The sequence below is a fragment of the Mycobacterium sp. SMC-11 genome (assembly GCF_046250095.1).
Classification (GTDB): domain Bacteria; phylum Actinomycetota; class Actinomycetes; order Mycobacteriales; family Mycobacteriaceae; genus Mycobacterium; species Mycobacterium heraklionense_A.
Map to the genome: position 1 here is coordinate 293,241 of NZ_CP176430.1, position 21,473 is coordinate 314,713.

Annotated in this window: 17 protein-coding genes; 13 read left to right on the top strand and 4 right to left on the bottom strand. The window is 67.5% G+C overall.

Annotation, left to right across the window (positions count from 1 at the left end):
- Nucleotides 1–10 precede the first annotated feature (10 nt).
- On the top strand, nt 11–430 hold the full coding sequence (locus ACKY0X_RS01380; protein ID WP_409428005.1) for a hypothetical protein: 420 nt from the start codon (nt 11–13) through the stop codon (nt 428–430).
- A gap of 16 nt (nt 431–446) precedes the next feature.
- Here the strand turns inward: ACKY0X_RS01380 and nrfD are convergent, their stop codons facing one another.
- Genes nrfD through fdh form a run of 3 tightly spaced genes read right to left on the bottom strand, consistent with a single transcriptional unit; the run spans nt 447 to nt 5,751 of the window.
- A complete protein-coding gene (gene nrfD, locus ACKY0X_RS01385; RefSeq protein WP_409428006.1) occupies nt 447–1,502 on the bottom strand; it encodes an NrfD/PsrC family molybdoenzyme membrane anchor subunit in 1,056 nt (351 codons plus the stop codon).
- Nucleotides 1,502–2,461, bottom strand: a complete 960-nt coding sequence (locus ACKY0X_RS01390) for a 4Fe-4S dicluster domain-containing protein (protein ID WP_409428007.1) — start codon at nt 2,459–2,461, stop codon at nt 1,502–1,504. The genes nrfD and ACKY0X_RS01390 overlap by 1 nt, the downstream gene beginning before the upstream one ends.
- Nucleotides 2,461–5,751, bottom strand: coding sequence for a formate dehydrogenase (gene fdh, locus ACKY0X_RS01395; RefSeq protein ID WP_409428008.1), 3,291 nt, complete (start codon nt 5,749–5,751; stop codon nt 2,461–2,463). The genes ACKY0X_RS01390 and fdh overlap by 1 nt, the downstream gene beginning before the upstream one ends.
- An 89-nt stretch (nt 5,752–5,840) precedes the next feature.
- Between fdh and fdhD the strand changes: the two genes are divergently transcribed.
- The gene (gene fdhD, locus ACKY0X_RS01400) at nt 5,841–6,668 is read left to right on the top strand and encodes a formate dehydrogenase accessory sulfurtransferase FdhD (RefSeq protein ID WP_409428009.1); all 828 of its coding nucleotides are present in this window, start codon (nt 5,841–5,843) and stop codon (nt 6,666–6,668) included.
- A gap of 153 nt (nt 6,669–6,821) precedes the next feature.
- Entirely contained in the window at nt 6,822–8,063 is a 1,242-nt protein-coding gene (locus tag ACKY0X_RS01405; RefSeq protein WP_409428010.1) for a hypothetical protein, read from the top strand.
- Here ACKY0X_RS01405 and ACKY0X_RS01410 read toward each other — a convergent pair.
- On the bottom strand, nt 8,060–8,608 hold the full coding sequence (locus ACKY0X_RS01410) for a hypothetical protein (RefSeq protein ID WP_409428011.1): 549 nt from the start codon (nt 8,606–8,608) through the stop codon (nt 8,060–8,062). The two genes, ACKY0X_RS01405 and ACKY0X_RS01410, sit on opposite strands and share 4 nt — an antisense overlap.
- A 104-nt stretch (nt 8,609–8,712) precedes the next feature.
- Here ACKY0X_RS01410 and ACKY0X_RS01415 point away from each other — a divergent pair, with 104 nt between their 5' ends.
- From ACKY0X_RS01415 to eccCa, 10 genes are all read left to right on the top strand, one after another.
- A complete protein-coding gene (locus ACKY0X_RS01415) occupies nt 8,713–9,177 on the top strand; it encodes a hypothetical protein (RefSeq protein ID WP_409428012.1) in 465 nt (154 codons plus the stop codon).
- Complete coding sequence (locus ACKY0X_RS01420) at nt 9,174–9,950, top strand: hypothetical protein (RefSeq protein ID WP_409428013.1); 777 nt, start codon at nt 9,174–9,176, stop codon at nt 9,948–9,950. Before ACKY0X_RS01415 ends, ACKY0X_RS01420 begins: the two co-directional genes overlap by 4 nt.
- Before the next feature lie 114 nt (nt 9,951–10,064).
- Nucleotides 10,065–10,364 (top strand): PE family protein, encoded by a 300-nt coding sequence (locus tag ACKY0X_RS01425; protein ID WP_409428014.1) that lies wholly within the window; start codon nt 10,065–10,067, stop codon nt 10,362–10,364.
- A gap of 10 nt (nt 10,365–10,374) precedes the next feature.
- Entirely contained in the window at nt 10,375–11,952 is a 1,578-nt protein-coding gene (locus tag ACKY0X_RS01430) for a PPE family protein (protein WP_409428015.1), read from the top strand.
- 221 nt (nt 11,953–12,173) lie between these two features.
- Nucleotides 12,174–12,467, top strand: coding sequence for a type VII secretion protein EsxS (locus tag ACKY0X_RS01435; RefSeq protein WP_067968459.1), 294 nt, complete (start codon nt 12,174–12,176; stop codon nt 12,465–12,467).
- A 29-nt stretch (nt 12,468–12,496) separates the two neighbouring features.
- Nucleotides 12,497–12,784 (top strand): WXG100 family type VII secretion target, encoded by a 288-nt coding sequence (locus tag ACKY0X_RS01440; RefSeq protein WP_046287208.1) that lies wholly within the window; start codon nt 12,497–12,499, stop codon nt 12,782–12,784.
- 97 nt (nt 12,785–12,881) lie between these two features.
- Complete coding sequence (locus tag ACKY0X_RS01445; protein ID WP_409429773.1) at nt 12,882–13,781, top strand: class I SAM-dependent methyltransferase; 900 nt, start codon at nt 12,882–12,884, stop codon at nt 13,779–13,781.
- A 273-nt stretch (nt 13,782–14,054) separates the two neighbouring features.
- Nucleotides 14,055–15,887 carry a type VII secretion AAA-ATPase EccA gene (gene eccA / locus ACKY0X_RS01450; RefSeq protein ID WP_409428016.1) on the top strand — a complete coding sequence of 611 codons (1,833 nt, stop codon included), beginning with the start codon at nt 14,055–14,057 and terminating at the stop codon, nt 15,885–15,887.
- Nucleotides 15,884–17,509: a type VII secretion protein EccB gene (eccB, locus tag ACKY0X_RS01455; RefSeq protein WP_409428017.1), complete on the top strand. Its 1,626-nt coding sequence runs from the start codon at nt 15,884–15,886 to the stop codon at nt 17,507–17,509. Before eccA ends, eccB begins: the two co-directional genes overlap by 4 nt.
- Nucleotides 17,506–21,468 carry a type VII secretion protein EccCa gene (gene eccCa, locus ACKY0X_RS01460; protein ID WP_409428018.1) on the top strand — a complete coding sequence of 1,321 codons (3,963 nt, stop codon included), beginning with the start codon at nt 17,506–17,508 and terminating at the stop codon, nt 21,466–21,468. Before eccB ends, eccCa begins: the two co-directional genes overlap by 4 nt.
- Nucleotides 21,469–21,473: the final 5 nt, after the last annotated feature.

The window sequence follows — 21,473 nt, forward strand, 5'->3', positions numbered from 1 at the left end:
CTCGATCACCATGAACCTTTCTCAGCGCACTGTTCGCAACTCGTTCCGGGCGGTGGCCGTGTGCGCGGCCGCAGTTATCTCCGCCGGGCCGGCCTACGCTGATCCGCCGTTACTCAACGGTGAATACCAGGGTGCCGACCAGGAGTTCGCCTGGACCATCGCCACCAGCTGTAGCCAGTCCGACTGCAACGGCACCGTCTCCAGTAACCAGGGCTGGACCAGTCCCATGAACCTGGTCGACGGGCACTGGCAGTTCAGCGTCACCAAGCCGGATGGCGGGATCTGCGCGGACGGTAGCTACGCGCCGGCGATCATCCGGGTATCGATCGACCCGACGTCTCTCAACGGTGTGGTCACGACCAGCTCCGATGGCGAGTGCCCGGGAAGCGCCCTGTCTTCCAGGCCATTTCAGCTACACCAGCTCGGCTGAGACATCCCGGCAGGCGTTAATCAACTGTGGTGATCGAATCCCCGGTGATCCCCGCCGCCTGCCGCGCCGCCAGCCGGCGCTTCTGCGGCTCGATGGTGTAACGCGGGTCCTTCGCCGAGGCCATGCCGGCTTCGAACACCCCGAAACGAGTGAGCGCCGAGGCGCCCAGCAGCGCCAGCCCCGACAACGCCGCCACGCCGCGGTGGCGTCCGCCCAGGACCGTCCCGACACCTCCGGCTATTGCCAACCGTTCGCTCCATCGCAGCATTGCCCCGGCCCGGCCCTCATGCAGCGGCTCGGCGGCGATCGGGTCCATCCGATGTTCCATGGCCCGGGTGGCGATGACATCACCGAGCACCCCGAGCACGGCCAAGCGCCGGGCCGGGCCGGCCTCGCGCACCGGGGTGGTCAGCATGGCCAGGCCGCCCGAGGCCAGGCTTGCCGAGCTGACGAACACGAATGGCAGATCGCGGTGCGCGCCATGCCAGGTCGGGGTGGCGGTATCGCCTAGCAATACCGCGGTGTAGACGGCCAGCGGCGCCGCGAATACCGCAGCCTCCAATCCGGCCGGCCCCTCCGCCGCGTGCAACACGCCGCGCAGCGGGCCCAGTGGTAACCGCTGGCCGGTCAACCGATCCACCTCGGCGGCCGCCGCCACCGACGCCCCGGCGCCGAACCCCGACAGGATCCACGAACCCAGGCTCATCGGCGACGTCAGTTTGATGGTGCGCAGCATGTTGACGAAGCGCTCCGGACGGCCGAGGTCGCTGATCAGGGCCGCCGCACTCAACACGATCGCGACCAGTGCCGCCAGCCGGGAGTTGCGCCGCAATACTTTTCGGCCGGTCAGCTGGGCGCCGGCGGCCAGCAGACCGGAGCCGCCTGCCAGTCCGCCCAGGAACAGGTAGGCGGCGATCTCGTGTGACCACGGTGCGGGTTTGACCACCGGACGGCCGTAGTAGGAGCTGAACTGCACGTCGGGGACCATCGGCATCTCACGGCCACCGTCGCCCCCGCCGCGGCGTCGGCGTCTGCCTCCGCCGCGGCGGGGGCCTTCGGACACCGTGCTCATCAGCGTCCCCCCAAGAAGGCGACCGCCGCGGCGGCCAGCATGCCGGCCGCGGCCAGTGCCGAGCGCTTGAACATCGTCGGCAGGTCGGCGGTGCCCACCCGCGGGTCGGGCGGTAGCCCGTAGACCTCCGGCTCGTCGAGCAAGAGGAAGACCGAGCCGGTGCCGCCGACACCGTCATGCTCGTTGGCGCCGTAGAGCCGGGCCTCGGTGCGGCCCTGAGCATGTAACTGGGCCACCCGCTGCCGGGCCCGCTGCACCAGGTCGTTGTGATCGCCGAACCGGATGGACTCCGTCGGGCAGGTCTGCGCGCACGCCGGCGTCTGCCCGTCGACCAGCCGGTCGTAGCAGAGCGTGCACTTCTGGGCGACCCCGGTGTTGGGCACCGGTTCTGGGCCGCGGCCGGTCTTCGGTGCGGCGGTGCCGTCGGTGCGGCGCTCGATCACTCCGAACGGGCATGCCGGCACACAGTTGCCGCAGCCGTTACAGACGTCGGCCTGCACCACCACCGTGCCGAACTCGGTGCGGAACAGCGAGCCCGTGGGGCACACGTCCAGGCACCCCGCGTGCGTGCAGTGCTTGCAGACGTCCGAGGCCATCAGCCAGCGGAACTGATCGGTGTCGGGCGGAGCGGCCTCCGCCGTCTCACCGGGCATCGTCGGCAGACCCAGGCTGACCAACCGTCGGCCGGATTCGCGGGCTTCCTCGATGCGGTCACGGCTCTGCTCGATGAACGCCACATGCCGCCAGGTGCTGGCGCCCAGCGCGCCGGTGTTGTCGTAGGACGACCCGAGCAACTCCAGCGGGCCGTCCTGCGGGTTGTGGTTCCACTCCTTGCACGCCACCTCGCAGGCCTTGCAGCCGATACAGATTGAGGTGTCGGTGAAGAACCCTTTGCGTGGGTGTTGCGGCGACCACTTGGCGTCGGCGGCGGGGTCGGTCGGTCCGGACAGTTGGCCCATCAGTCCCGCCCTTCTGGATCGATAGCGGCATTGCCGGTCTCCGGTGTTGTGCCGGAACGGCTTTGATACTCAGATATCAGGCGCAGCAGCGCCTCGCCGTGCGGCCGTCGACCCGGCCGGATATCGCACGAGCCGGCTTTGGATTCCTGGATCTGCACGTTGGGGTCCAGGGTCACCCCGAGCAGATCGTTGGCGGCGTCGCCGCTGACCACCGCGTCGCCGCCGACCCCCCAGTGATACGGCAGCCCGATCTGGTGCACCGTGTGTCCACCCACGATCAGTGGCGTCATCCGGTCGGTCACCAACACCCGGGCCTCGATCGCCGCCCGCGGCGAAATGATGGTGGCCCAGCCGAAGTTCTCCAGACCCCGCTCGGCGGCCAGCGCGGGCGAGACCTCGCAGAACATCTCCGGCTGCAGCTCGGCCAGGTACGGCAGCCAGCGGCTCATGCCGCCGGCGGTGTGATGCTCGGTGAGCCGGTAGGTGGTGAACACGTAGGGATAGACATCCGCTCCCGGCTCACCGGCACTGGGTGCCGACAGGTTGTCTTTGCGGGGGAACGTGATTCGGGCGGGGTTGCGTTGCTGACGATAGACCGCGTTGGCGACCGGCGACTCCTGGGGCTCGTAGTGGGTGGGCAGCGGCCCGTCCACCACGCCCTTGGGTGCGAACAACCAACCCTTGCCGTCGGGTTGCATGACGAACGGGTCGTCGCCGGCCAACGCATCCGGACCGCCCAACGCCGGATCCGGTCGGGCGCCCGGCGCACGGTCGACCACGAAGTCGGGCACGTCGTTGCCCACCCATCGGCGCAGTTGCTCGTCCCACCAGACGTAGCGTTTGCGTTCGCTCCACGGCACCCCGTCCGGATCCGCCGAGGCGCGGTTGTAGAGGATTCGCCGATCCGCCGGCCAGGCCCAGCCCCATTCGGACTGGCTGGGGCTCGGCCCGCCACGAGGCACCCGGCGGGCGGCCTGGTTGACGCCGCCGGCGTACACCCCGGAGTAGATCCAGCAGCCGCCGGCGGTGGACCCATCGGCGCGCAGCTCGGTGAAACCCGAGATGCACCGGCCGGCATCGGGACCGGCCAACTGATGGCCGTTGATCTCGGCCAGCACGAACTCCGGATCGGGGTCATCGTGCTCATCGACCGGGTAGTCCCAGACCAGATCCAACAGCGGGCGGTCCCGCGGATCGGTGGACCCGGCCAGGCGGGCGCGAATTCGGTTGCCCAGCTTGATGAAGAACTCCAGCTCACTGATGCAGTCCCCCGGCGGGGCGACGGCTTGATGGCGCCACTGCAGCAGACGCTGGGTCTGGGTGAACGTCCCGGCCTTCTCCACGTGACTGGCCGCCGGCAGGAAGAACACCTCGGTCTCGTTATCTTCGGTGCACAGCTCACCGGAAGCGATCTCCGGGCCGTCCTTCCACCAGGTGGCCGACTCGATCAGGTTCAGATCCCGCACCACCAGCCACTTCAGGTGCGACATGCCCAATCGTTGTTGCCGGCCGTTGGCCGAACCGACGGCCGGGTTCTGGCCGAGCAGGAAGTAGCCCTCCACTTCGTCATTCAGCATTCCGGTCACCGCCTGATAGGTGCCGTGTGGTCCGGTCAGCCGGGGCAGGTAGTCAAACGCCCAGTCGTTGTCGGCGCTTGCGGCGTCCCCCCACCACGCCTTGAGCAGGCTGACCAGATAGGCGTCGGCGTTGGCCCAAAACCCCTTCTGGCTCTTCGACCCGACACGGTCCAGGTACTGGCGCAGGGTGTCGTCCCGCCCGGCCTTGGGCATCGGCAGATAGCCGGGCAGCATGTCGTAGAGCGTGGGGATATCGGTGGAGCCCTGAATGCTGGCGTGCCCGCGCAGCGCCATGATCCCGCCGCCCGGCCGGCCCACGTTGCCCAGCAGCAGCTGCAGGATGGCCGCGGTGCGGATGTACTGCGCGCCCAGGGTGTGCTGCGTCCAGCCCACCGCATAGGCGAAACACGTGGTGCGTTCGCGCCCCGAGTTGGCCGTCACTGCGCGCGCCAGATAGTCGAACATCGCGGTGTCGATACCGCAGACGTCGCGAACCATCTCCGGTGTGTAGCGCGCGTAGTGCCGCTTGAGGATCTGGAACACCGTACGCGGGTGTTGCAGCGTTTCGTCGCGCTGCACGCGGGCATGTTCGAGGGCGGGGCCACCGCTGCCGAACGTCTCACCGACCGAGCGCGCCGACGCACTGGCCCCGTGCTCGTGGCCGCCTCCGGGTGATTCGATGTCCTCCTCGCCGGCTCCTCGACTTTGATAGGCCCAACTCGACGGGTCGTACTGCCCGGTCTGCGGATCGAAGCCGGAGAACAGCCCGCCCAAGTCCTCGGTGTCGCGGAAGTCCTCGCTGACCAGGGTCGCGGCGTTGGTGTAGGCGAGCACGTACTCACGGAACCACAGGTCGTGGGTGAGCACGTGGTTGATCAGCGCACCCAACAGCACCACGTCGGAGCCGGCCCGGATCGGAATGTGCTTGTCGCACACCGCCGACGTGCGCGTGAACCGCGGGTCGACGTGGATTACCACCGCGCCGCGGGCTTTGGCCTCCTCCACCCACTGGAACCCCACCGGGTGGCACTCGGCCATGTTCGAACCCTGGATGACGATGCAGTCGGCATTCGCCATGTCTTGCAGGGTTTGCGTCGCTCCACCGCGACCGAAGGAGGCTCCCAGACCGGGAACCGTGGCGGAGTGTCAAATACGAGCTTGGTTGTCGACCTGTATCACGCCCGCGGCGGTGAAGAGTTTCTTGATGATGTAGTTCTCTTCGTTGTCCAGTGTCGCGCCGCCCAGCGAGGCGATGCCCATGGTGCGCCGCAACGGCCGCCCATCGGCGTCGTGGTCCTGCCATGCGTTGCGCCGCGAGGCGATGAACCTCTCGGCCACCATGTCGATCGCGGTGTCGAGCTCCAGCGGCTGCCAGCCCGTGGCGCGGGGCGCCCGGTAGAGCACGGTGATCTGCCGGCCGGGCGAGTTGACCAGCTGTTCACTCGCCGACCCTTTCGGGCACAGCCGCCCCCGTGAGATCGGCGAATTGGGATCGCCCTCGATCTGCACGACCTTCTCGTCTTTGACGTAGACGCGCTGGCCGCAGCCGACCGCGCAATAGGGGCAGACGCTGCTCACCACTCGGTCGGCGGTGGCGGTTCGCGGCGCGATGTTGCGGGTGTGCTCGGAGGTGACCGCCGGCCCGCGGCCGAACACGTCACCGGTGCGCAGTTGCCGGATTACCGGCCACTCCAGGAATTTTCGCTGAACCATCCTTGCAGCGTAGTCCCGTTCGCGCTCCGCGACGCGCTGTTCGGCGGCAACCTGGCACGGCTGAGAACCAGACCGGCGATGATGGAGCGATGGGTCGGATAACGCAGCGTCGGCGGGTCAGCCGCCTTGTCGCAGGGGAGGTGACGCAGCGGCCCGAGACGCTGGCGGTGGAGGAACCGCTGGAGATCCGGCTGGGCGGCGCGCCGCTCACCGTCACGATGCGCACACCGGGCTCGGATGTCGAGTTGGCGCAGGGCTTTCTGCTCTCCGAGGGGATCATCGGCGGGCGTGACGATGTGGTGAGCGCGCGTTACTGCGGCGACGATTCGGAGGCACCCAACTCCTACAACGTGCTCGATGTGACGCTGGCGCCGAACGTGCCGCCCCCGGTGGTGGACATCTCCCGGAATTTCTACGCCAGCTCCTCCTGCGGTATCTGCGGCAAGGCCTCACTGGATGCGGTCCGCCTCGCCAGCCGGTATCACCCGGGCGATGACCCGGTACAGGTTTCCGCGGCGGCGCTGACCGCGATGCCCGATCAGTTGCGCGCCGCGCAGGACGTCTTCGCCAGCACCGGCGGCTTGCATGCCGCGGCACTGTTCGACTTCACCGCCGGCGGCGCGATGTTGGTGGTGCGCGAGGACATCGGCCGGCACAACGCCGTCGACAAGGTGATCGGCTGGGCGCTCGAGCGGCGCCGGATACCGCTGACGGGGACTGTGCTGCTGGTCAGCGGGCGGGCGTCGTTCGAGCTGACCCAGAAGGCGGTGATGGCCGGTGTCCCCGTACTGGCCGCGGTCTCGGCGCCGTCGTCGTTGGCGGTCGACTTGGCCGGCGAATGCGGGCTGACCTTGGTCGCGTTTCTTCGCGGTGACTCGATGAACATCTACAGCCGAGCCGACCGCATCATCGACTGACCCAGCGATTCTGGCGTAACACGCAGTCATGCCATATTTCAGGCATTTATCCCGCAACGGCGGTCGTTAGAGCCTCATTAGTGTCGCTTTTTCGATAAAGCGATTAGTGTGAGCGGACTGAGTAAGCCCTGGTCGGAAACGCGAGGAGTCCCGATGACCAGCCACCGTCAGGACCGCAGTTGCCGGACCGACAGACGCCTGATCAGCGCCGGCGCGACGGCCGGTGCGTTGCTGGTTGCCGGACTAGCGCCGATCAGCCTGGCGCCGCCCGCGCACGCCGACCTGTGGGATCTGTTCGTCGACCCGATAGCAGATGTCGTCGACGGCGGGCCGGCTGCCGACCCGTTCGGGGACTTCGGCGATCTGGGACTGGGCAGTGCCGAGGCGGGCCCGCTTGACTTCTGGCAGTCGATCAACGACTCGCTTCAGGAATGGCTCGCCAGCGCCTCCGGCATGCAGATCGCCGAAATGATCAACCAGCCGTTCGTGTATCTGTTCGGCCGCGACCTGATCGGCAACGGCCTCGACGACTTCACCGACGCGAACACCTCACTGCTGGGCAGTACGGGCATGTTCGGTGACCTCGGCGACGGAGGTTTCCTATTCGGCAACGGCGGGGCCGGGGCCGCGGGTGAGGTCGGTGTGAACGGCGGCGTCGGCTGGGCGGGCGGCTCGGCCGGGATATTCGGTGACGGCGGCGATGGCGGTGCGGGTGCGGCCGGCGCGGCGGGTGGTGCCGGTGGCGACGGCGGCAGCATGTTCGGCAACGGCGGCAATGGGGGCGCCGGTGGTGATTCCACCGGTGTCGCGGTCCCCGGCGGTGACGGCGGCGCGGGCGGTAACGCCGGCTCCTGGTTCGGCAACGGCGGAAATGGCGGCGACGGCGGCCTCGGCCTGCTGGGCGTCCAGGGTGTGTCTGCTGGGGCCGGGAGCGGCGGCGGTAACGGTGGCGCCGGCGGAAACGGTGCATCCCTGGGCTACGGCAACGGTGGTAATGGCGGTGCCGGCGGCACGGGCGGCAACGGAGCCGCGGTGAGTGGCAGCGGAACCGGCGGAGGGGGCGGCGGCGGCGGTGCCTCGGGCACCAATACCGCGGGCGGCAATGGCGGTCGTGGTGGCGCGGGTGGCAGTGCCGCCTTGATGTCCGGTAACGGCGGCAACGGTGGTGACGGTGGCAACGGCGGCTACGCCGGGATCAGAGGTCCCGACAGCCCTGGCGGCCAAGGCGGCGTCGGTGGCCAAGGCGGAGCCGGCAGCATCGGCGGGAGCAACGGCGAAACCGGCACTACCGGGAATACGCCCGGCAGCCATAGCGGCGGCGGTGGCGGATGCGTCCCCAACCCCGGTGGTGGCGGCCCGGGCGGGCCGGGCAGCGGTACGGGCTGTAATTCCTAGCGCGACGTCTCCGGGACAGCCCAGTCGATCGCGGCGGCGATCGCCCAGCCGAGGATTCCGGCCACCAGGCCGAACCCGAGGTGGAACAGCGCCTTGTCGCCGATGCCCACCACCACCGCCGCATGGTGGCCGCCCATGATCCCTGTCGCAATCGGAACAGCAAGCGCGACAAGGTGTATCGGAGCCGCAGCCAGCGCGACCAGCCACCGGCGGCTTTGCGCGGCCGGGCGGTTTGTCAGCAGGTAGAGAAACGCGGCGGCGCCCAGATAGCGAACCCCGGTCCAGGGGCCGGGACCGGACTGCAGCAGTACGGCGGCTGCCGTGGACACCGCACCGACCGCGAGCACCGTCTGCGACCGTCGTGCGGTGAGGGCCACGGCCACCAGCAGGCTCAGCCACACCAGGCCGCGATGCCCGGGCAATCCCAGCGGCATCCGCATGTCCGAGGTCAAGGTGATCACCACAGCAGCGGCAGCCGGGAACACGACGTCGCGGGCCAGTGCCAGGGTGGACGGTCGCGGCGTGGTCCACGGCATCACGGTCATCGCCTCAAGGTAGGCCCGACGGCCGGGGCGCACAACCTCATCTGAGGGTCGGATCGGCCGAACGCAGCTTGAATACGTATCGATGCATGCTTACGGTCATGCACATGCGGTCATCTGTTGGGTGCCGATTCGGACTGGGTCTGGCGGCGCTGGTCGTTGGCGTCGGCGTGACAGGGTGCAGTTCCGACACCGAAACCGGCGCCGACACCGGCCCAGGCGCGGCGACCGGGTTTCACCTGGTGGTCCGGCAGGACGGCCGCGTGCTGGACGAGTTCGACCTGGCCCGACTGGCTAGCCTGCCGCAGACCGAGATCGCCACGCCGCAATCGCACGGAAGTCCGGTGCAGCGAGGCCCTGCGGTGCGCGCGGTTCTGGACGCTGCCGGGGCGACGGCGGTCGATAGCGTTCGGTTCGAAGGACGCGGCCCGGCGCAGACACTGACCGCCGCCGAGCTCACCGGTCAGGTCCTGTTGAGCTTCACCAAACGCGACACCCTCAAGCTGGCGGGCGTCGACCTTGAGCGCGATCGGTGGGTTCGCGACGTCAGTACCGTGGTCGTCAATCCGTGACGGTCTTTGCCGGGGTCGATCTGTTGATCGGCATCGACGACACCGATGACCAGTTCAGTCCCGGCACCGGCCGGCGCGCCCGAGCGCTGTTGCGGGAGTTGGCCGCCGCCGGCCTGGGTAGCGAGGCCGGCGCCACCAGGCATCAACTCCTCGTCGACGACCGGGTCCCCTACACCTCGCACAACTCCAGCGCCTGCCTGGCCTGGCGCAGCCCCGGTTCCGACCCACACGCAGTGCGCGACGAGATCATCGGCTTTGTCGCCGGATTTCTGGAACGGGTCTGCCCGCCGGCCGCGGATCCCGGCCTGGCGGTGGCGATTCCGGCGGATCTGACCGACACCGTCCCGCTGGTGGAGTTCGGTCGGCGGGCCAAACGAGAAGTGCTGCAGCGAGCGCAGGCCCGCCGACTCGGCGACGAACTCGGGGTGCACGTGTCCGGACATGGTGGCACCCACGACGGGGTTCTGGGTGCTTTGGCGGCGGTCGGTCTGCAACTGTCCGGCAACGACGGTCTGTTCATCACGTTGCCCGGACTCGGGAACTTGCCCAACCAGGCAACCGTCGACGAACTTCTGGCCAGCGTGCCCATCGACGACGCCCGTGACGGCAGCGGCCATCGACCCGCGCCCGGTGAATTGATCGAGTTGGGTGACTGGGTCCGGCCCGTTCTGCTGGAAGGGCGCGCGGTGCTGCTCCTGGATCCGCCCGTGCACCACGCCGACGGCCATCGGCGTTGGCGGACCGCACCACGGTCGGTGGTCAAGAAACACTGAGGTGTATCCGCAGCTACGGGAGCATTGAGTGCATTACTAGGCATATCGTGACTGCATCAGCCGAATTATCCGCAGGTATGGTTAGCGACGTATCGGCCGGAAGGGGGTTCCGCCATGGTCCTGCACGTTGTACCCGAGGGCTTGGCCGCCACAAGTGCGGCGGTCGAGGCAATCGCCGCTGCACTGGCGGCAGCGCACGCGACCGCGGCTCCGTTGATCACCGCGGTGGTACCGCCCGCGATCGATCCGGTGTCGCTGCAGGCCGCGGCGGAACTCAGCTTGCAGGGCATTCAGCACGAGGCCGTTGCTGCGTGCGGTACCGAGGTGCTGGGCCGCGCCGGAGTGGGGGTCGCTCAAGCCGGGGTCAACTACCGGGTCGCAGACACCATGGCGGCGTCGGTGTTTGGGCGCTAGCGGTGCGGTGATGGCGGCCCCCGCCCCCTGGATGGCGGCCCCGCCGGAGGTGCATTCAGCAATGCTGAGCACCGGGCCGGGGCCGGGGCCGCTGCTGGCCGCATCGACGGCGTGGGCGACATTGAGCAATGAGTACCTCACTGCCGCAAGTGATCTCACTGCCGCCCTCGGCGATTCGCAGCAGGTCTGGGCCGGTCCGACCGCCGATGCGTACGCGGCAGCGCACCTGCCCTATGTGGCCTGGCTGCAACTGGCCGGCACGCTCAGCGCCCGCACCGCCACCCAGCACCAGGTGATCGCGTCGGCGTACAGCAGCGCCTTGGCGGCCATGCCCACCCTCGCCGAGCTGGCCGCCAACCACGTCACGCACGCGGTCCTGGTGGCGACCAATTTCTTCGGGATCAACACGGTGCCGATCGCGGTGAACGAGGCCGACTACGCCCGGATGTGGACCCAGGCCGCCACCGTCATGAGCGCTTACCAAGCGACCACCGAGACCGCGCGAAACTTGGGGCACACCAGCGGCAGCGCACAAGCCGGAGTCGCGGCGGCCGGAGACGGCACCGGGGGCGGCGGTGGTGGCGGGGGAGGCAACGGCGGCAACAGCGGAGGCGGTGGCGGATCCTTCGACCTGCCCACACCGGCCGAGATCTGGCAGATGCTGTTCGGCTCCGACGGTCAGCAGGTGCCCGGGCAAGGGCAGCCCAACTGGAGTCCTGCCGAATTCCTGCAGAACCTGTCCAATTTCATTAACGGCAACGAGAAGGCGCTGGCCTGGCTGCAACAAAACTTTCGGGGCGTGCTGACTCCCGCCCAGTGGTGGCAGCTGACAAGCTACTTCGTCGCCTGGCAGACCTACCGCGCCGTCAACTGGACGCTGCGTAGCCTGCGATTCCTGTTACAACTGTCCCCGCTGTTGGCGGGCGTCGGGCTGAACCTGGCGATCGGCAGCCTGGCTGCGGTGGCGCCACCGGCCGGCCTGGCAGGGCTCGCCGGTATCCCTGCACCGGCGGTGCCGGAACCGGTACCGCCGGTTCCCGCCGCGTTGGCACCGGTCATCCCGACCGGGGTGCCCGCGCCAGCGCCGAACCCCGCGACGGTGCCGGCTGTGGCGGCACCTCCTGCCCCGGCGGCGACGTTGCCCGCATCCGCTGCGCCCGCCGGTCCCGCACCGCCACCACCGGCGGCGCCCCCATTGATCGGGACCGAGGGCGCCTTCCACAGTTACCTGGTGGGCTGGCTTCCCTCGTCGCAGGGCGCCACGGGGCGTGCCGGCGTGAAATCGGCCCAGCCAGCCGCCGATGTTGCCGCCGCCGTGACGGCGGGTGAATCGGTGACCGCCCCGGCGCGCCACGGCGCCCGTCGGCGCGGCAGGTTGATCGACCCCGGCTACCGCTACGAATACCTCGAGGACGACGAGCAGACCCGCCCCAGCGCGGCGGGTTTCACCGGGACGCTCGGCAAGACGGGGTTGGCGCACGCCGCCGGACTGGCGGACCTGACCGGAGACGACTACGGCGGAGGCCCCACTCTTCCGATGCTGCCCACGTCCTGGGAACCGCAGGACGGACCCCCACGAACCGAATAAAAGTTAATCCGCATTCGCGGATGTCTATTCGATTAACGGTTCGTAGAACTGGGTAGATACCGTAGCATTTATCCTCAGTTATCGAACGGACTGACTCCGCGCCGTTCTGGTCCGGGAGTGCCGTAGCCGCTCTCAGCGATGCGAGCAACGGGCGGTCGTGGCCTCCATGGAACCCGGGCGGCGTGGGTCGCGACTAATCGATAGGTGAGAGGAGTCCGGGGATGAGTTTGTTGGATGCGCATATTCCGCAGTTGGTGGCGTCGGAGTCGGCGTTTGGTGCCAAGGCGGCGTTGATGCGGTCGACGATGGCGCAGGCGGAGCAGGCGGCGATGTCGGCGCAGGCGTTTCATGTGGGTGAGGCGGCTGCGGCGTTTCAGGGGTCGCATGCGCGGTTTGTGGCGATGGCGGCGCGGGTGAATGCGTTGCTGGATATGGCGCAGGTGAATCTGGCGGATGCCGGTTCGACGTATGTGGCCGCTGATGCGGCTGCGGCGTCTGGTTATACCGGGGTTTAGCTGGCGGGCCAGGGAAAAGGAGCAGACTGATGTCGCAGATTATGTACAACTACCCGGCGATGTTGGCCCATGCGGCTGAGATGAATGGGTATGCGGGGACGTTGCAGGCTGTGGGTGCTGACATTGCCAGTGAGCAGGCGGCGTTGTCGGCGGCGTGGCAGGGCGATACGGGTATGACGTATCAGGCGTGGCAGGCGCAGTGGAATCAGGCGATGGAGGAGTTGGTGCTTGCTTATCGTGCGATGGCTTCCACGCATGAGACCAACACCTTGATGATGAACGCCCGGGACACCGCCGAAGCCGCCAAGTGGGGCTGACAGAGCGCAAGCTCTGGCCTGTCCCGGCGGGTTTCGGCAGCATTCTTCGGGCGGACCGCCACGTTCACCCCGGCGTAGGGTCCGTGGAATGCCTCTAATGCGTAGTGACGGTGACAGCTGGGACATCACCACCAGCGTCGGTTCGACGGCCTTGTTCGTGGCCACCGCCCGGGCCCTGGAAGCCGCCAAACCCGATCCAGTGGCGGTCGACCCGTATGCGGAGCTGTTCTGCCGGGCTGCCGGCGGGGACTGGGCGGCCGTGCTGGACGGCAACCGGCCCGACCACGAGCTGTTGTCCAGTGAATTCGGGCAGCACTTCGTCAATTTCCAGGGCGCGCGCACCCGGTACTTCGACGACTACTTCCGTGGTGTCGTCGAAGCAGGGGTGCGCCAGGTGGTGATTCTGGCGGCCGGACTGGACTCCCGCGCCTTCCGATTGGCCTGGCCGGACGCAACGACGATCTTCGAGTTGGACCAGCCGCAAGTGCTCGGCTTCAAGAGCTACGTGCTGTCGCAGCGCGGCATCCGTCCCACGGCCGAACGGCGTGAGGTCGCCGTCGACCTACGTGAGGATTGGCCCCAGGCGCTGTGTGACGCCGGCTTCGATCCGACGAGGCCCTCGGCATGGATCGCCGAGGGCCTATTGATCTACCTGCCTGCTGTGGCTCAGGAGCAACTGTTCGCCGGTATCGACGGCCTTGCCGCTTCGGGCAGCCACGTCGCGGTTGAGGACGGCGCCCCCATGCCTCAGGACGCGTATGAAGCCGCGGTTGCGGCCGAAGTCGAGGCAGGCGACGACACCCGCAACTTCCATCGGCTGGTCTACAACGAGCAGCATGCTCCCGCCGGTCAGTGGTTCGGTGCTCGCGGCTGGACCGCGGAGGTGACGCCGCTGGCCGATTGTCTGGGCCGGTTGGGCCGGCCGGTTCCGGAGCCGGACACCCAAGCCGGTCAGATGATCCTGCGGAACTCGCTGATGTGGGCGGTCAAGGGGTAGGAGCGGTCGGTGGCCGCGGCCGAGAACCGCTGTGGAAGACGAACCCGGTATGCGGTAGCGTGCGGGACAATCGAAAATGATTTTCAATAAGGAGTCGGTGATGGGTTGGAACGACGTCGGCGCGCCAGCGCCCCGTTTGTGGGCTGTAAAGCCGCCTGCGGGAGTGATGGAAGTCGCCTGCCGATCGTCTCGATCGATCTCGACAGTTAGCTTATGCAATGCTAACTTCAGCCGGGTTGGTGAAGTCAAAAACAGTGAAGGGGCGAGCCACGCATGAACAACGGTGATGCGGCTCTGCTCGCCCCACAACCGCGCGTTGACGAAGAAACCCTCAGCCGGTTCGCCACCTGCTGCCGCGCCCTCGGTATCGAGGTTTACCAGCGCAAACGTCCGGCAGACCTGACGGCGGCGCGTACCGGCTTCGCGGCGCTGACGCGGGTCGCGCACGAGCAGTGCGACGCCTGGATCGGCCTGGCTGCCGCCGGGGATCAGTCGCCGCGGGTGCTGGCCGCCATCTCGCAGACTGCCGCGGGCGCCGGCGCCCTGCAGCGGCGCCTGGACCTCCAGCAGGGTGCTCTCGGGTTCCACTACGACACCGGGCTGTACCTGAAACTGCGCGCCACCGAAGCCGACGACTTCCACCTCGCTCACGCCGCGCAACTGGCGATGGCCGGCCGGTGCGCCGAGGCGAACGCGGTGGTCGCCGAGATCGCCCAGCGGCGTCCCGATTGGAATGACGTTCGCTGGATGGCGATCGCGGTGAACCACCACGCCGGCCGCTGGTCGGACATGGTCAAGCTGCTGACTCCGATCGTCAACGACCCTGATCGCGACGAGCTGTTCACCCACGCCGCCAAGATCGCCCTGGGTATCGCCCTGGCGCGGCTGGGTATGTACGCCCCGGCGCTGTCGTACTTGGAGGAGCCGGAAGGGCCGATCGCGGTTGCCGCCACCGACGGCGCCCTGGCCAAGGGACTGATCCTGCGGGCCCAAGACGATGAGGAATCCGCGGCCGAGGTGCTGCAGGACCTCTATGCCGCCAACCCGGAGAACGAGCAGGTCCAGCAGGCGCTGTTGGACCACAGTTTCGGGATCGTCACGACCACCGCGGCCCGGATAGAGGCCCGGACCGACCCGTGGGACCCCAACACCGAGCCGAGCGCCGAGGACTTCGTCGACCCGTCAGCCCATGAGCGCAAGGCCGAACTGCTGGCCGAAGCCGAGCGTGAACTCGGCGAGTTCATCGGGCTGTCCGAGGTCAAAAACCAGGTGCAGCGACTCAAGAGCTCGGTGGCCATGGAAGTGGTGCGCAAGCAGCACGGCCTGGCCGTCGGCCAGCGCACCCACCACCTGGTCTTCGCCGGTCCCCCCGGGACCGGTAAGACCACCATCGCCCGCGTGGTGGCCAAGATCTACTGCGGCCTGGGCCTGCTGAAGAAAGAGAACATCAAAGAGGTGCACCGTGCCGACCTGATCGGTCAGCACATCGGTGAGACCGAGGCCAAGACCAACGCCATCATCGACAGCGCACTCGACGGTGTGCTGTTCCTCGATGAGGCTTACGCCCTGGTGGCCACCGGTGCCAAGAACGACTTCGGTTTGGTGGCCATCGACACGCTGCTGGCGCGGATGGAGAACGACCGCGACCGGCTGGTGGTGATCGTCGCCGGTTACCGGGCTGACCTGGACCGGTTCCTGGACACCAACGAGGGTCTGCGGTCGCGTTTCACCCGCAGCATCGACTTCCCGTCCTACCAGCCGCCGGAGCTGGTCGAGATCGCGCACAAGATGGCCGAGCAGCGCGACAGCCGTTTCGAACAGTCCGCACTCGAGGAGATGCAGTCGCTGTTCGGTCAGCTGGCCGAGGCGTCGCACCCCGACGCCAACGGCGTCGCGCGGCGCAGCCTGGACATCGCCGGCAACGGCCGGTTCGTGCGAAACCTCGTCGAACGCTCCGAGGAGGAGCGCGAATTCCGGCTTGACCATTCCGAACAGTCCGGCACCGGGCTGTTCACCGATGAGGAGCTCATGACCATTACGACCGAAGATGTTCGTAACTCGGTGGCGCCGTTGCTGCGTGGCCTGGGCCTGGAGCCCAAGGCATGAGCGCGGCTCAGCCCGACCGGTCCGATGACGAGCGGCGCTCGTTCGCCTCACGGACCCCGGTCAACGAGAATCCCGACCGGGTCGAGTACCGGCGCGGTTTTGTCACCAAGCATCAGGTCAGCGGCTGGCGATTCGTGATGCGGCGCATCGCCTCCGGCGTGGCCCTGCATGACACCCGGATGCTCGTGGAGCCGTTGCGATCCCAGGCGCGGGCCGTGCTGATGGGTCTGCTGGTGCTAGCCACCGTCGCGGGCGGCTGCTTCGTCTTCACCCTGATCTGGCCCAACAGTGCGGCCAACAACGACCCGGTGCTGGCGGACCGCTCCACCTCCGCGCTGTATGTGCGGGTCGGGGACCAGTTGCACCCGGTGCTGAACCTGACTTCCGCGCGGCTGATTGCCGGCCGGCCGGTCAACCCGACCGTGGTGAAAAGCACTGCACTGGACAAGTTCGCCCGAGGCAACCTGATCGGTATTCCGGGAGCCCCGGAACGCATGGTGCAGAGCAGCTCCCATGACGCCGATTGGACGGCGTGCGACGCGGTGACCGGCTCGACCGCCGGGGTCACGGTGATCGGCGGCCCATTGGCCTACAGCGGATCCCGTGCGAGTGCGCTGGATGCGCAGCAGGCGGTGCTGGCCGACAACGGTGCCGGCGCGTGGTTGCTGTGGGACGGCAAGCGCAGCCGGATCGACCTGGCCGACCACGCCATCACCGGAGCCCTGGGCCTCAACGAGCGGGGTTCGGCGGTGCCCACCCCGCGCCCGATCGCCACCGGACTGTTCAACGCCATCCCAGAGGCACCCGCGCTGGTTGCGCCGGTAATCCCCGGGGCCGGTGGCAAGCCGGCATACGACCTGCGCGTGGCTGCGCCGGTGGGCGCGGTTGTGGCGGCACACTCCCTAGACGGCAACACGCAAGGCACCCTGCGCTACTACGCGGTGCTGGAGGACGGGTTGCAGCCGATTTCTGGGGTGTTGGCGGCGGTGTTGCGTAATACGGATTCGCAGGGTTTGGATCGGCCGCCGGTGTTGGGTGCTGATGATGTTGCGCGGTTGCCGGTTTCGCGGCAGTTGGATGTGTCGCGTTTTCCGGAGCAGCCGGTCAAGGTGGTTGATGCGGTGTCGGCGCCGGTGACGTGCGCGCAGTGGAGTAAGCCTGCGGGGGCCAGTACGAGTTCGTTGACGTTGTTGTCGGGTTCGACGTTGCCGTTGCGTGAGGGTGTGCGGACTTTGGATTTGGTGGGTGCGGGAGTGGGCGGTACCGCCGCACGCGTCGCGCTGGCGCCGGGGTCGGGCTACTTCGCGCAGAGCGTCAACAGTGATCCGGCGGCCAATGCGAGTGCGGGCCCGCTGTTTTGGATCTCCGACACCGGTGTGCGGTATGGCATTAACACCGAGGCCGGCACCAATGGTGGCGAGGGAGACACCATCGCCGCACTGGGTTTGAGTGAGCCGGCTGTGCCGATTCCGTGGTCGGTGTTGTCGCAGTTTGCTGTGGGGCCTGCGTTGTCGCGTAGTGATGCGTTGTTGGCGCATGACGGGTTGGCGCCGGATGCGCGTCCGGGTCGTCGTGTTGCTGGTGAGTTGGGTGGCGTTTCTAGTGTTGGAGAGTCGCGATGAGTCGTTTGATTTTTGAGGCGCGTCGCCGGCTTCCGGTGCCGCCTGTGGATAGGGGCACGATCACGATTGAGCCGCCGCCGGAGTTGCCGCGGTTGGTTCCGGCGTCGTTTTTGCAGCGGGCGTTGCCGGTGGTGATTGTGGTGTTGATTGTGGGCATGGTGATTGCCATGGTCGCGACGGGGATGCGGTTGGTGTCTCCGGTGATGTTGTTCTTCCCGTTTGCGTTGTTGGTGGCGGCGGCCGGTATTTATCGGGGTGGGGATAAGAAGGCCCGCACCGTTGAGGTGGATGCCGAGCGGGCGGATTATCTGCGGTATTTGTCGGTGGTTCGGGACAATATTCGTGGTTCGGCGGCTAAGCAGCGGGCGGCGGCGCAGTGGTCGCATCCCGATCCGGCGGATTTGGTGGCGGTGCCGGGTTCGCGTCGGCAGTGGGAACGCGATCCTCATGATGAGGATTTCTTGGTGGTGCGCACTGGGCGGCATGCGGTGGCGTTGGCCAGTGCGGTGCGGGTGGCTGATACCGCTGATGAGATTGATTTGGAGCCGGTGTCGCACAGTGCGTTGCGCAGCTTGCTCGATACCCAGCGCACGGTGCGTGATGTGCCCGTCGGTGTGGATGTGACGAAGCTGTCGCGGATCACGGTCCTGGGTGAGGGCGAGGCGGCTGCTGATGAGGTGCGGGCGGCGCTGCGGGCGTGGATCGCTCAAGCGGTGACCTGGCATGACCCGACGATGTTGGGGGTGGCGTTGGCGTCACCGGAGCTGGAGACGCCGGCGTGGTCGTGGTTGAAGTGGTTGCCGCACACCGATATCGCCGGCCAGGTCGATGGGGTGGGTCCGGCCCGCTATTTGGCGGCCAGTGGTGAGGAACTGGTGGGCTTGTTGGCCCCGGTGCTGGCGGGCCGCCCGCCGTTTACCGGTGATGCCGGTGAGTCGGGTCGGCATGTGTTGGTGATCATCGATGATCCCGAGTTTGATGTGGCCGCTTCAGCGTTGGGCGCCGCGCGGGCGGGGGTGACGGTGATTGTTCGCGGGACGGTCGCCCCGAATCGGGAGCAGTATTGCGACCCGGAGCGCCCGATCCTGCGGATCAGCGCGGGTGGGGCGGCGATTGATCGGTGGCAGTCCGGCGGCTGGCAACGCTACGTCGACGCCGCGGACCAGCTCGGCGCGGCGGAGGCGGCGCATGTGGCGCGGCGGTTGTCGCGGTGGGATTCCAACCCGACCCATGCGGGGTTGCGCTCGGCGGGCACGCGTGGGGCCACGTTCACCACGTTGTTGGGGATCAGTGATGCGTCGCGGTTGGATGTGCCGGCGTTGTGGGCGCCCCGCAGCCGTGAGGAGGAGTTGCGGGTGCCGATTGGGGTGACCGCGACCGGCGAGCCACTGTTCTTTGACCTCAAGGATGAGGCCGAGGGCGGGATGGGGCCGCATGGGTTGATGATCGGCATGACCGGCTCGGGTAAGTCGCAGACGTTGATGTCGATTCTGTTGTCGTTGTTGACGACGCATTCGGCGGATCGGTTGATCGTGATCTACGCCGACTTCAAGGGGGAGGCCGGCGCCGATATTTTCCGGCATTTCCCGCAGGTCGTTGCGGTGATCTCGAACATGGCCGAAAAGAAATCGTTGGCCGATCGGTTCGCCGACACGTTGCGTGGTGAGGTGGCGCGGCGGGAGTTGCTGCTGCGGGAGGCGGGCCGCCGTGTTCAGGGCAGTGCCTTTAACTCGGTGACCGAGTATGAGGCGGCGATCGCCGCCGGCCATGATTTGGCGCCGATCCCGACGTTGTTCATCGTCGCTGATGAGTTCACGTTGATGCTGGCTGATCACCCCGAGTACGCCGAATTGTTCGACTACGTGGCGCGTAAGGGCCGCTCGTTTCGCATCCACATTCTGTTCGCCTCGCAGACCTTGGATGTGGGCAAGATCAAGGACATCGACAAGAACACCTCGTACCGGATCGGGTTGAAAGTCGCGAGCCCGAGTGTGTCGCGTCAGATCATCGGGGTCGAGGACGCCTATCACATCGAGTCGGGCAAAGAGCACAAAGGTGAGGGCTTTTTGGTGCCGGCCCCGGGTGCGGCGCCGATCAAGTTCCGCTCCACCTATGTCGACGGGATTTACGACCCGCCCCGCCAATCACGGGCCGTGGTGATGCATGCGCTGCCCGAGCCGAAACTGTTTACCGCCGGTGTGGTCGATGCCGGGCAGGAAACCACGATCGTGGGTGAGGTCGAGGAGGAGGTGTTGGGTCCGCCGCGCAAGCTGATCGCCACGATCGGCGACCAGCTGGCCCACTACGGGCCCCACGCCCCCGCCTTGTGGTTGCCGCCCCTGGATGAGCCGATCCCGCTCGCGACCACCCTGGCCGATGCCGGGATCTCCGAGCGGGCGTTGCGGTGGCCGCTGGGACAGATCGACAAGCCCTTCGAGATGCGGCGGGACCCGCTGGTCTTCGATGCCCGCTCCGCCTCGGGGAACCTGCTGATCCATGGTGGCCCCAAGTCCGGGAAGACCACCGCGTTGCAGACGTTCATCGTCTCGGCGGCGAGTCTGCATTCGCCGCGGGAGGTCAGTTTCTACTGCCTCGATTACGGCGGCGGCCAACTGCGGGCCCTGCAAGACCTGGCCCATGTCGGCAGTGTCGCCTCAGGGCTGGAGCCTGAGCGGATCCGGCGCACCTTCGGGGAACTCGAACAACTGTTGGCGGCACGTCAGCAGCGTGAAGCGTTCCGGGACGGCAGCATCGGCTCCCTTAACGATGGCTACGGCGAAGTCTTTTTGGTGATCGACAACCTGTATGCCTTCAGCCGCGACAACACTGATGCGTTCAACACCCGCAACCCGTTGTTGGCCAAGGTCACCGAACTGGTCAACGTCGGGCTGGCCTACGGCATCCATGTGGTGGTGACCACGCCGAGTTGGCTGGAAGTGCCATTGGCCATGCGCGATGGCCTCGGCCTGCGCCTCGAGCTCAAGCTCCATGATGCCCGCGACAGCAACGTGCGGGTCGCCGGAGCCCTCACCCGTCCGGCCGAAGCGGTGCCGGCCAATCAACCGGGTCGCGGTTTGACGATGGCCGCCGAGCATTTCCTGATCGCCCAACCCGATCTGGGCCAGATCGAGGCCATCAATGCCCGCCACCCCGGTCTGGCGGCGCCGCCGGTGCGGTTGTTGCCGACCAACCTGGCTCCCGAAGAAGTCGGGGTCAGCTATCCGGCGGTCGATCATGTGGTCATCGGGGTCCGCGAAGAGGACCTGGCACCAGTGCAGGTGGACTTCACCACCAACCCGCTGCTGCTGGTGCTCGGGGACGCCAAGTCCGGTAAAACCACTTTGCTGCGGCACATCATCCGCACCGTGCGCGAGCACTCCAGTGCCGAACAGGTGGCGTTCACCGTGCTGGATCGGCGCCTGCACCTTGTCGATGAACCGTTGTATCCGGACAATGAGTACACCGCGAATGTGGATCGGGTCATCCCGGCCATGCTCGGATTGTCGGCGTTGATCGGATCCCGCCGGCCCCCGGCCGGATTGTCGGCAGCCGATCTAGCTGGGTGGAGCTATGACGGTCACACCCACTACCTGATCATCGATGATGTCGACTCGATCCCGGACACCCCGGCCCTGACCGGCCCGTATGCCGGGCAGCGGCCGTGGACCACCTTGATCGAGTTGCTGTCGCAAGCAGGCGATCTGGGATTGCGGGTCATCGTCACCGCACGGGCCACCGGTTCAGCACACGCGTTGATGACCAACCCGCTCCTGCGCCGCCTCAACGACCTGCAAGCCACCACCCTGATGCTCTCGGGCAACCCCGCCGACAGCGGCAAAATCCGCGGCCAACGCTTCGCACGCCTACCCGCAGGACGCGCAATCCTGCTGGCCGACAACGACGAACCCACCTACCTACAACTCGTCAACCCACAATTCAGCGAGAGTCTGACGCGCTGACGCGT

Excerpts from the sequence above, each read along its gene's own strand:
- ACKY0X_RS01390 (WP_409428007.1), bottom strand. The coding sequence starts at position 2,461 with ATGGGCCAACTGTCCGGACCGACCGACCCCGCCGCCGACGCCAAGTGG.
- nrfD (WP_409428006.1), bottom strand. The coding sequence starts at position 1,502 with ATGAGCACGGTGTCCGAAGGCCCCCGCCGCGGCGGAGGCAGACGCCGA.
- ACKY0X_RS01425 (WP_409428014.1), top strand. The coding sequence starts at position 10,065 with ATGGTCCTGCACGTTGTACCCGAGGGCTTGGCCGCCACAAGTGCGGCG.
- ACKY0X_RS01445 (WP_409429773.1), top strand. The coding sequence starts at position 12,882 with ATGCGTAGTGACGGTGACAGCTGGGACATCACCACCAGCGTCGGTTCG.
- ACKY0X_RS01440 (WP_046287208.1), top strand. The coding sequence starts at position 12,497 with ATGTCGCAGATTATGTACAACTACCCGGCGATGTTGGCCCATGCGGCT.
- ACKY0X_RS01405 (WP_409428010.1), top strand. The coding sequence starts at position 6,822 with ATGACCAGCCACCGTCAGGACCGCAGTTGCCGGACCGACAGACGCCTG.
- eccCa (WP_409428018.1), top strand. The coding sequence starts at position 17,506 with ATGAGTCGTTTGATTTTTGAGGCGCGTCGCCGGCTTCCGGTGCCGCCT.
- ACKY0X_RS01410 (WP_409428011.1), bottom strand. The coding sequence starts at position 8,608 with ATGACCGTGATGCCGTGGACCACGCCGCGACCGTCCACCCTGGCACTG.
- fdhD (WP_409428009.1), top strand. The coding sequence starts at position 5,841 with ATGGGTCGGATAACGCAGCGTCGGCGGGTCAGCCGCCTTGTCGCAGGG.
- ACKY0X_RS01380 (WP_409428005.1), top strand. The coding sequence starts at position 11 with ATGAACCTTTCTCAGCGCACTGTTCGCAACTCGTTCCGGGCGGTGGCC.
- ACKY0X_RS01415 (WP_409428012.1), top strand. The coding sequence starts at position 8,713 with ATGCGGTCATCTGTTGGGTGCCGATTCGGACTGGGTCTGGCGGCGCTG.
- eccB (WP_409428017.1), top strand. The coding sequence starts at position 15,884 with ATGAGCGCGGCTCAGCCCGACCGGTCCGATGACGAGCGGCGCTCGTTC.
- ACKY0X_RS01430 (WP_409428015.1), top strand. The coding sequence starts at position 10,375 with ATGGCGGCCCCCGCCCCCTGGATGGCGGCCCCGCCGGAGGTGCATTCA.
- ACKY0X_RS01435 (WP_067968459.1), top strand. The coding sequence starts at position 12,174 with ATGAGTTTGTTGGATGCGCATATTCCGCAGTTGGTGGCGTCGGAGTCG.
- eccA (WP_409428016.1), top strand. The coding sequence starts at position 14,055 with ATGAACAACGGTGATGCGGCTCTGCTCGCCCCACAACCGCGCGTTGAC.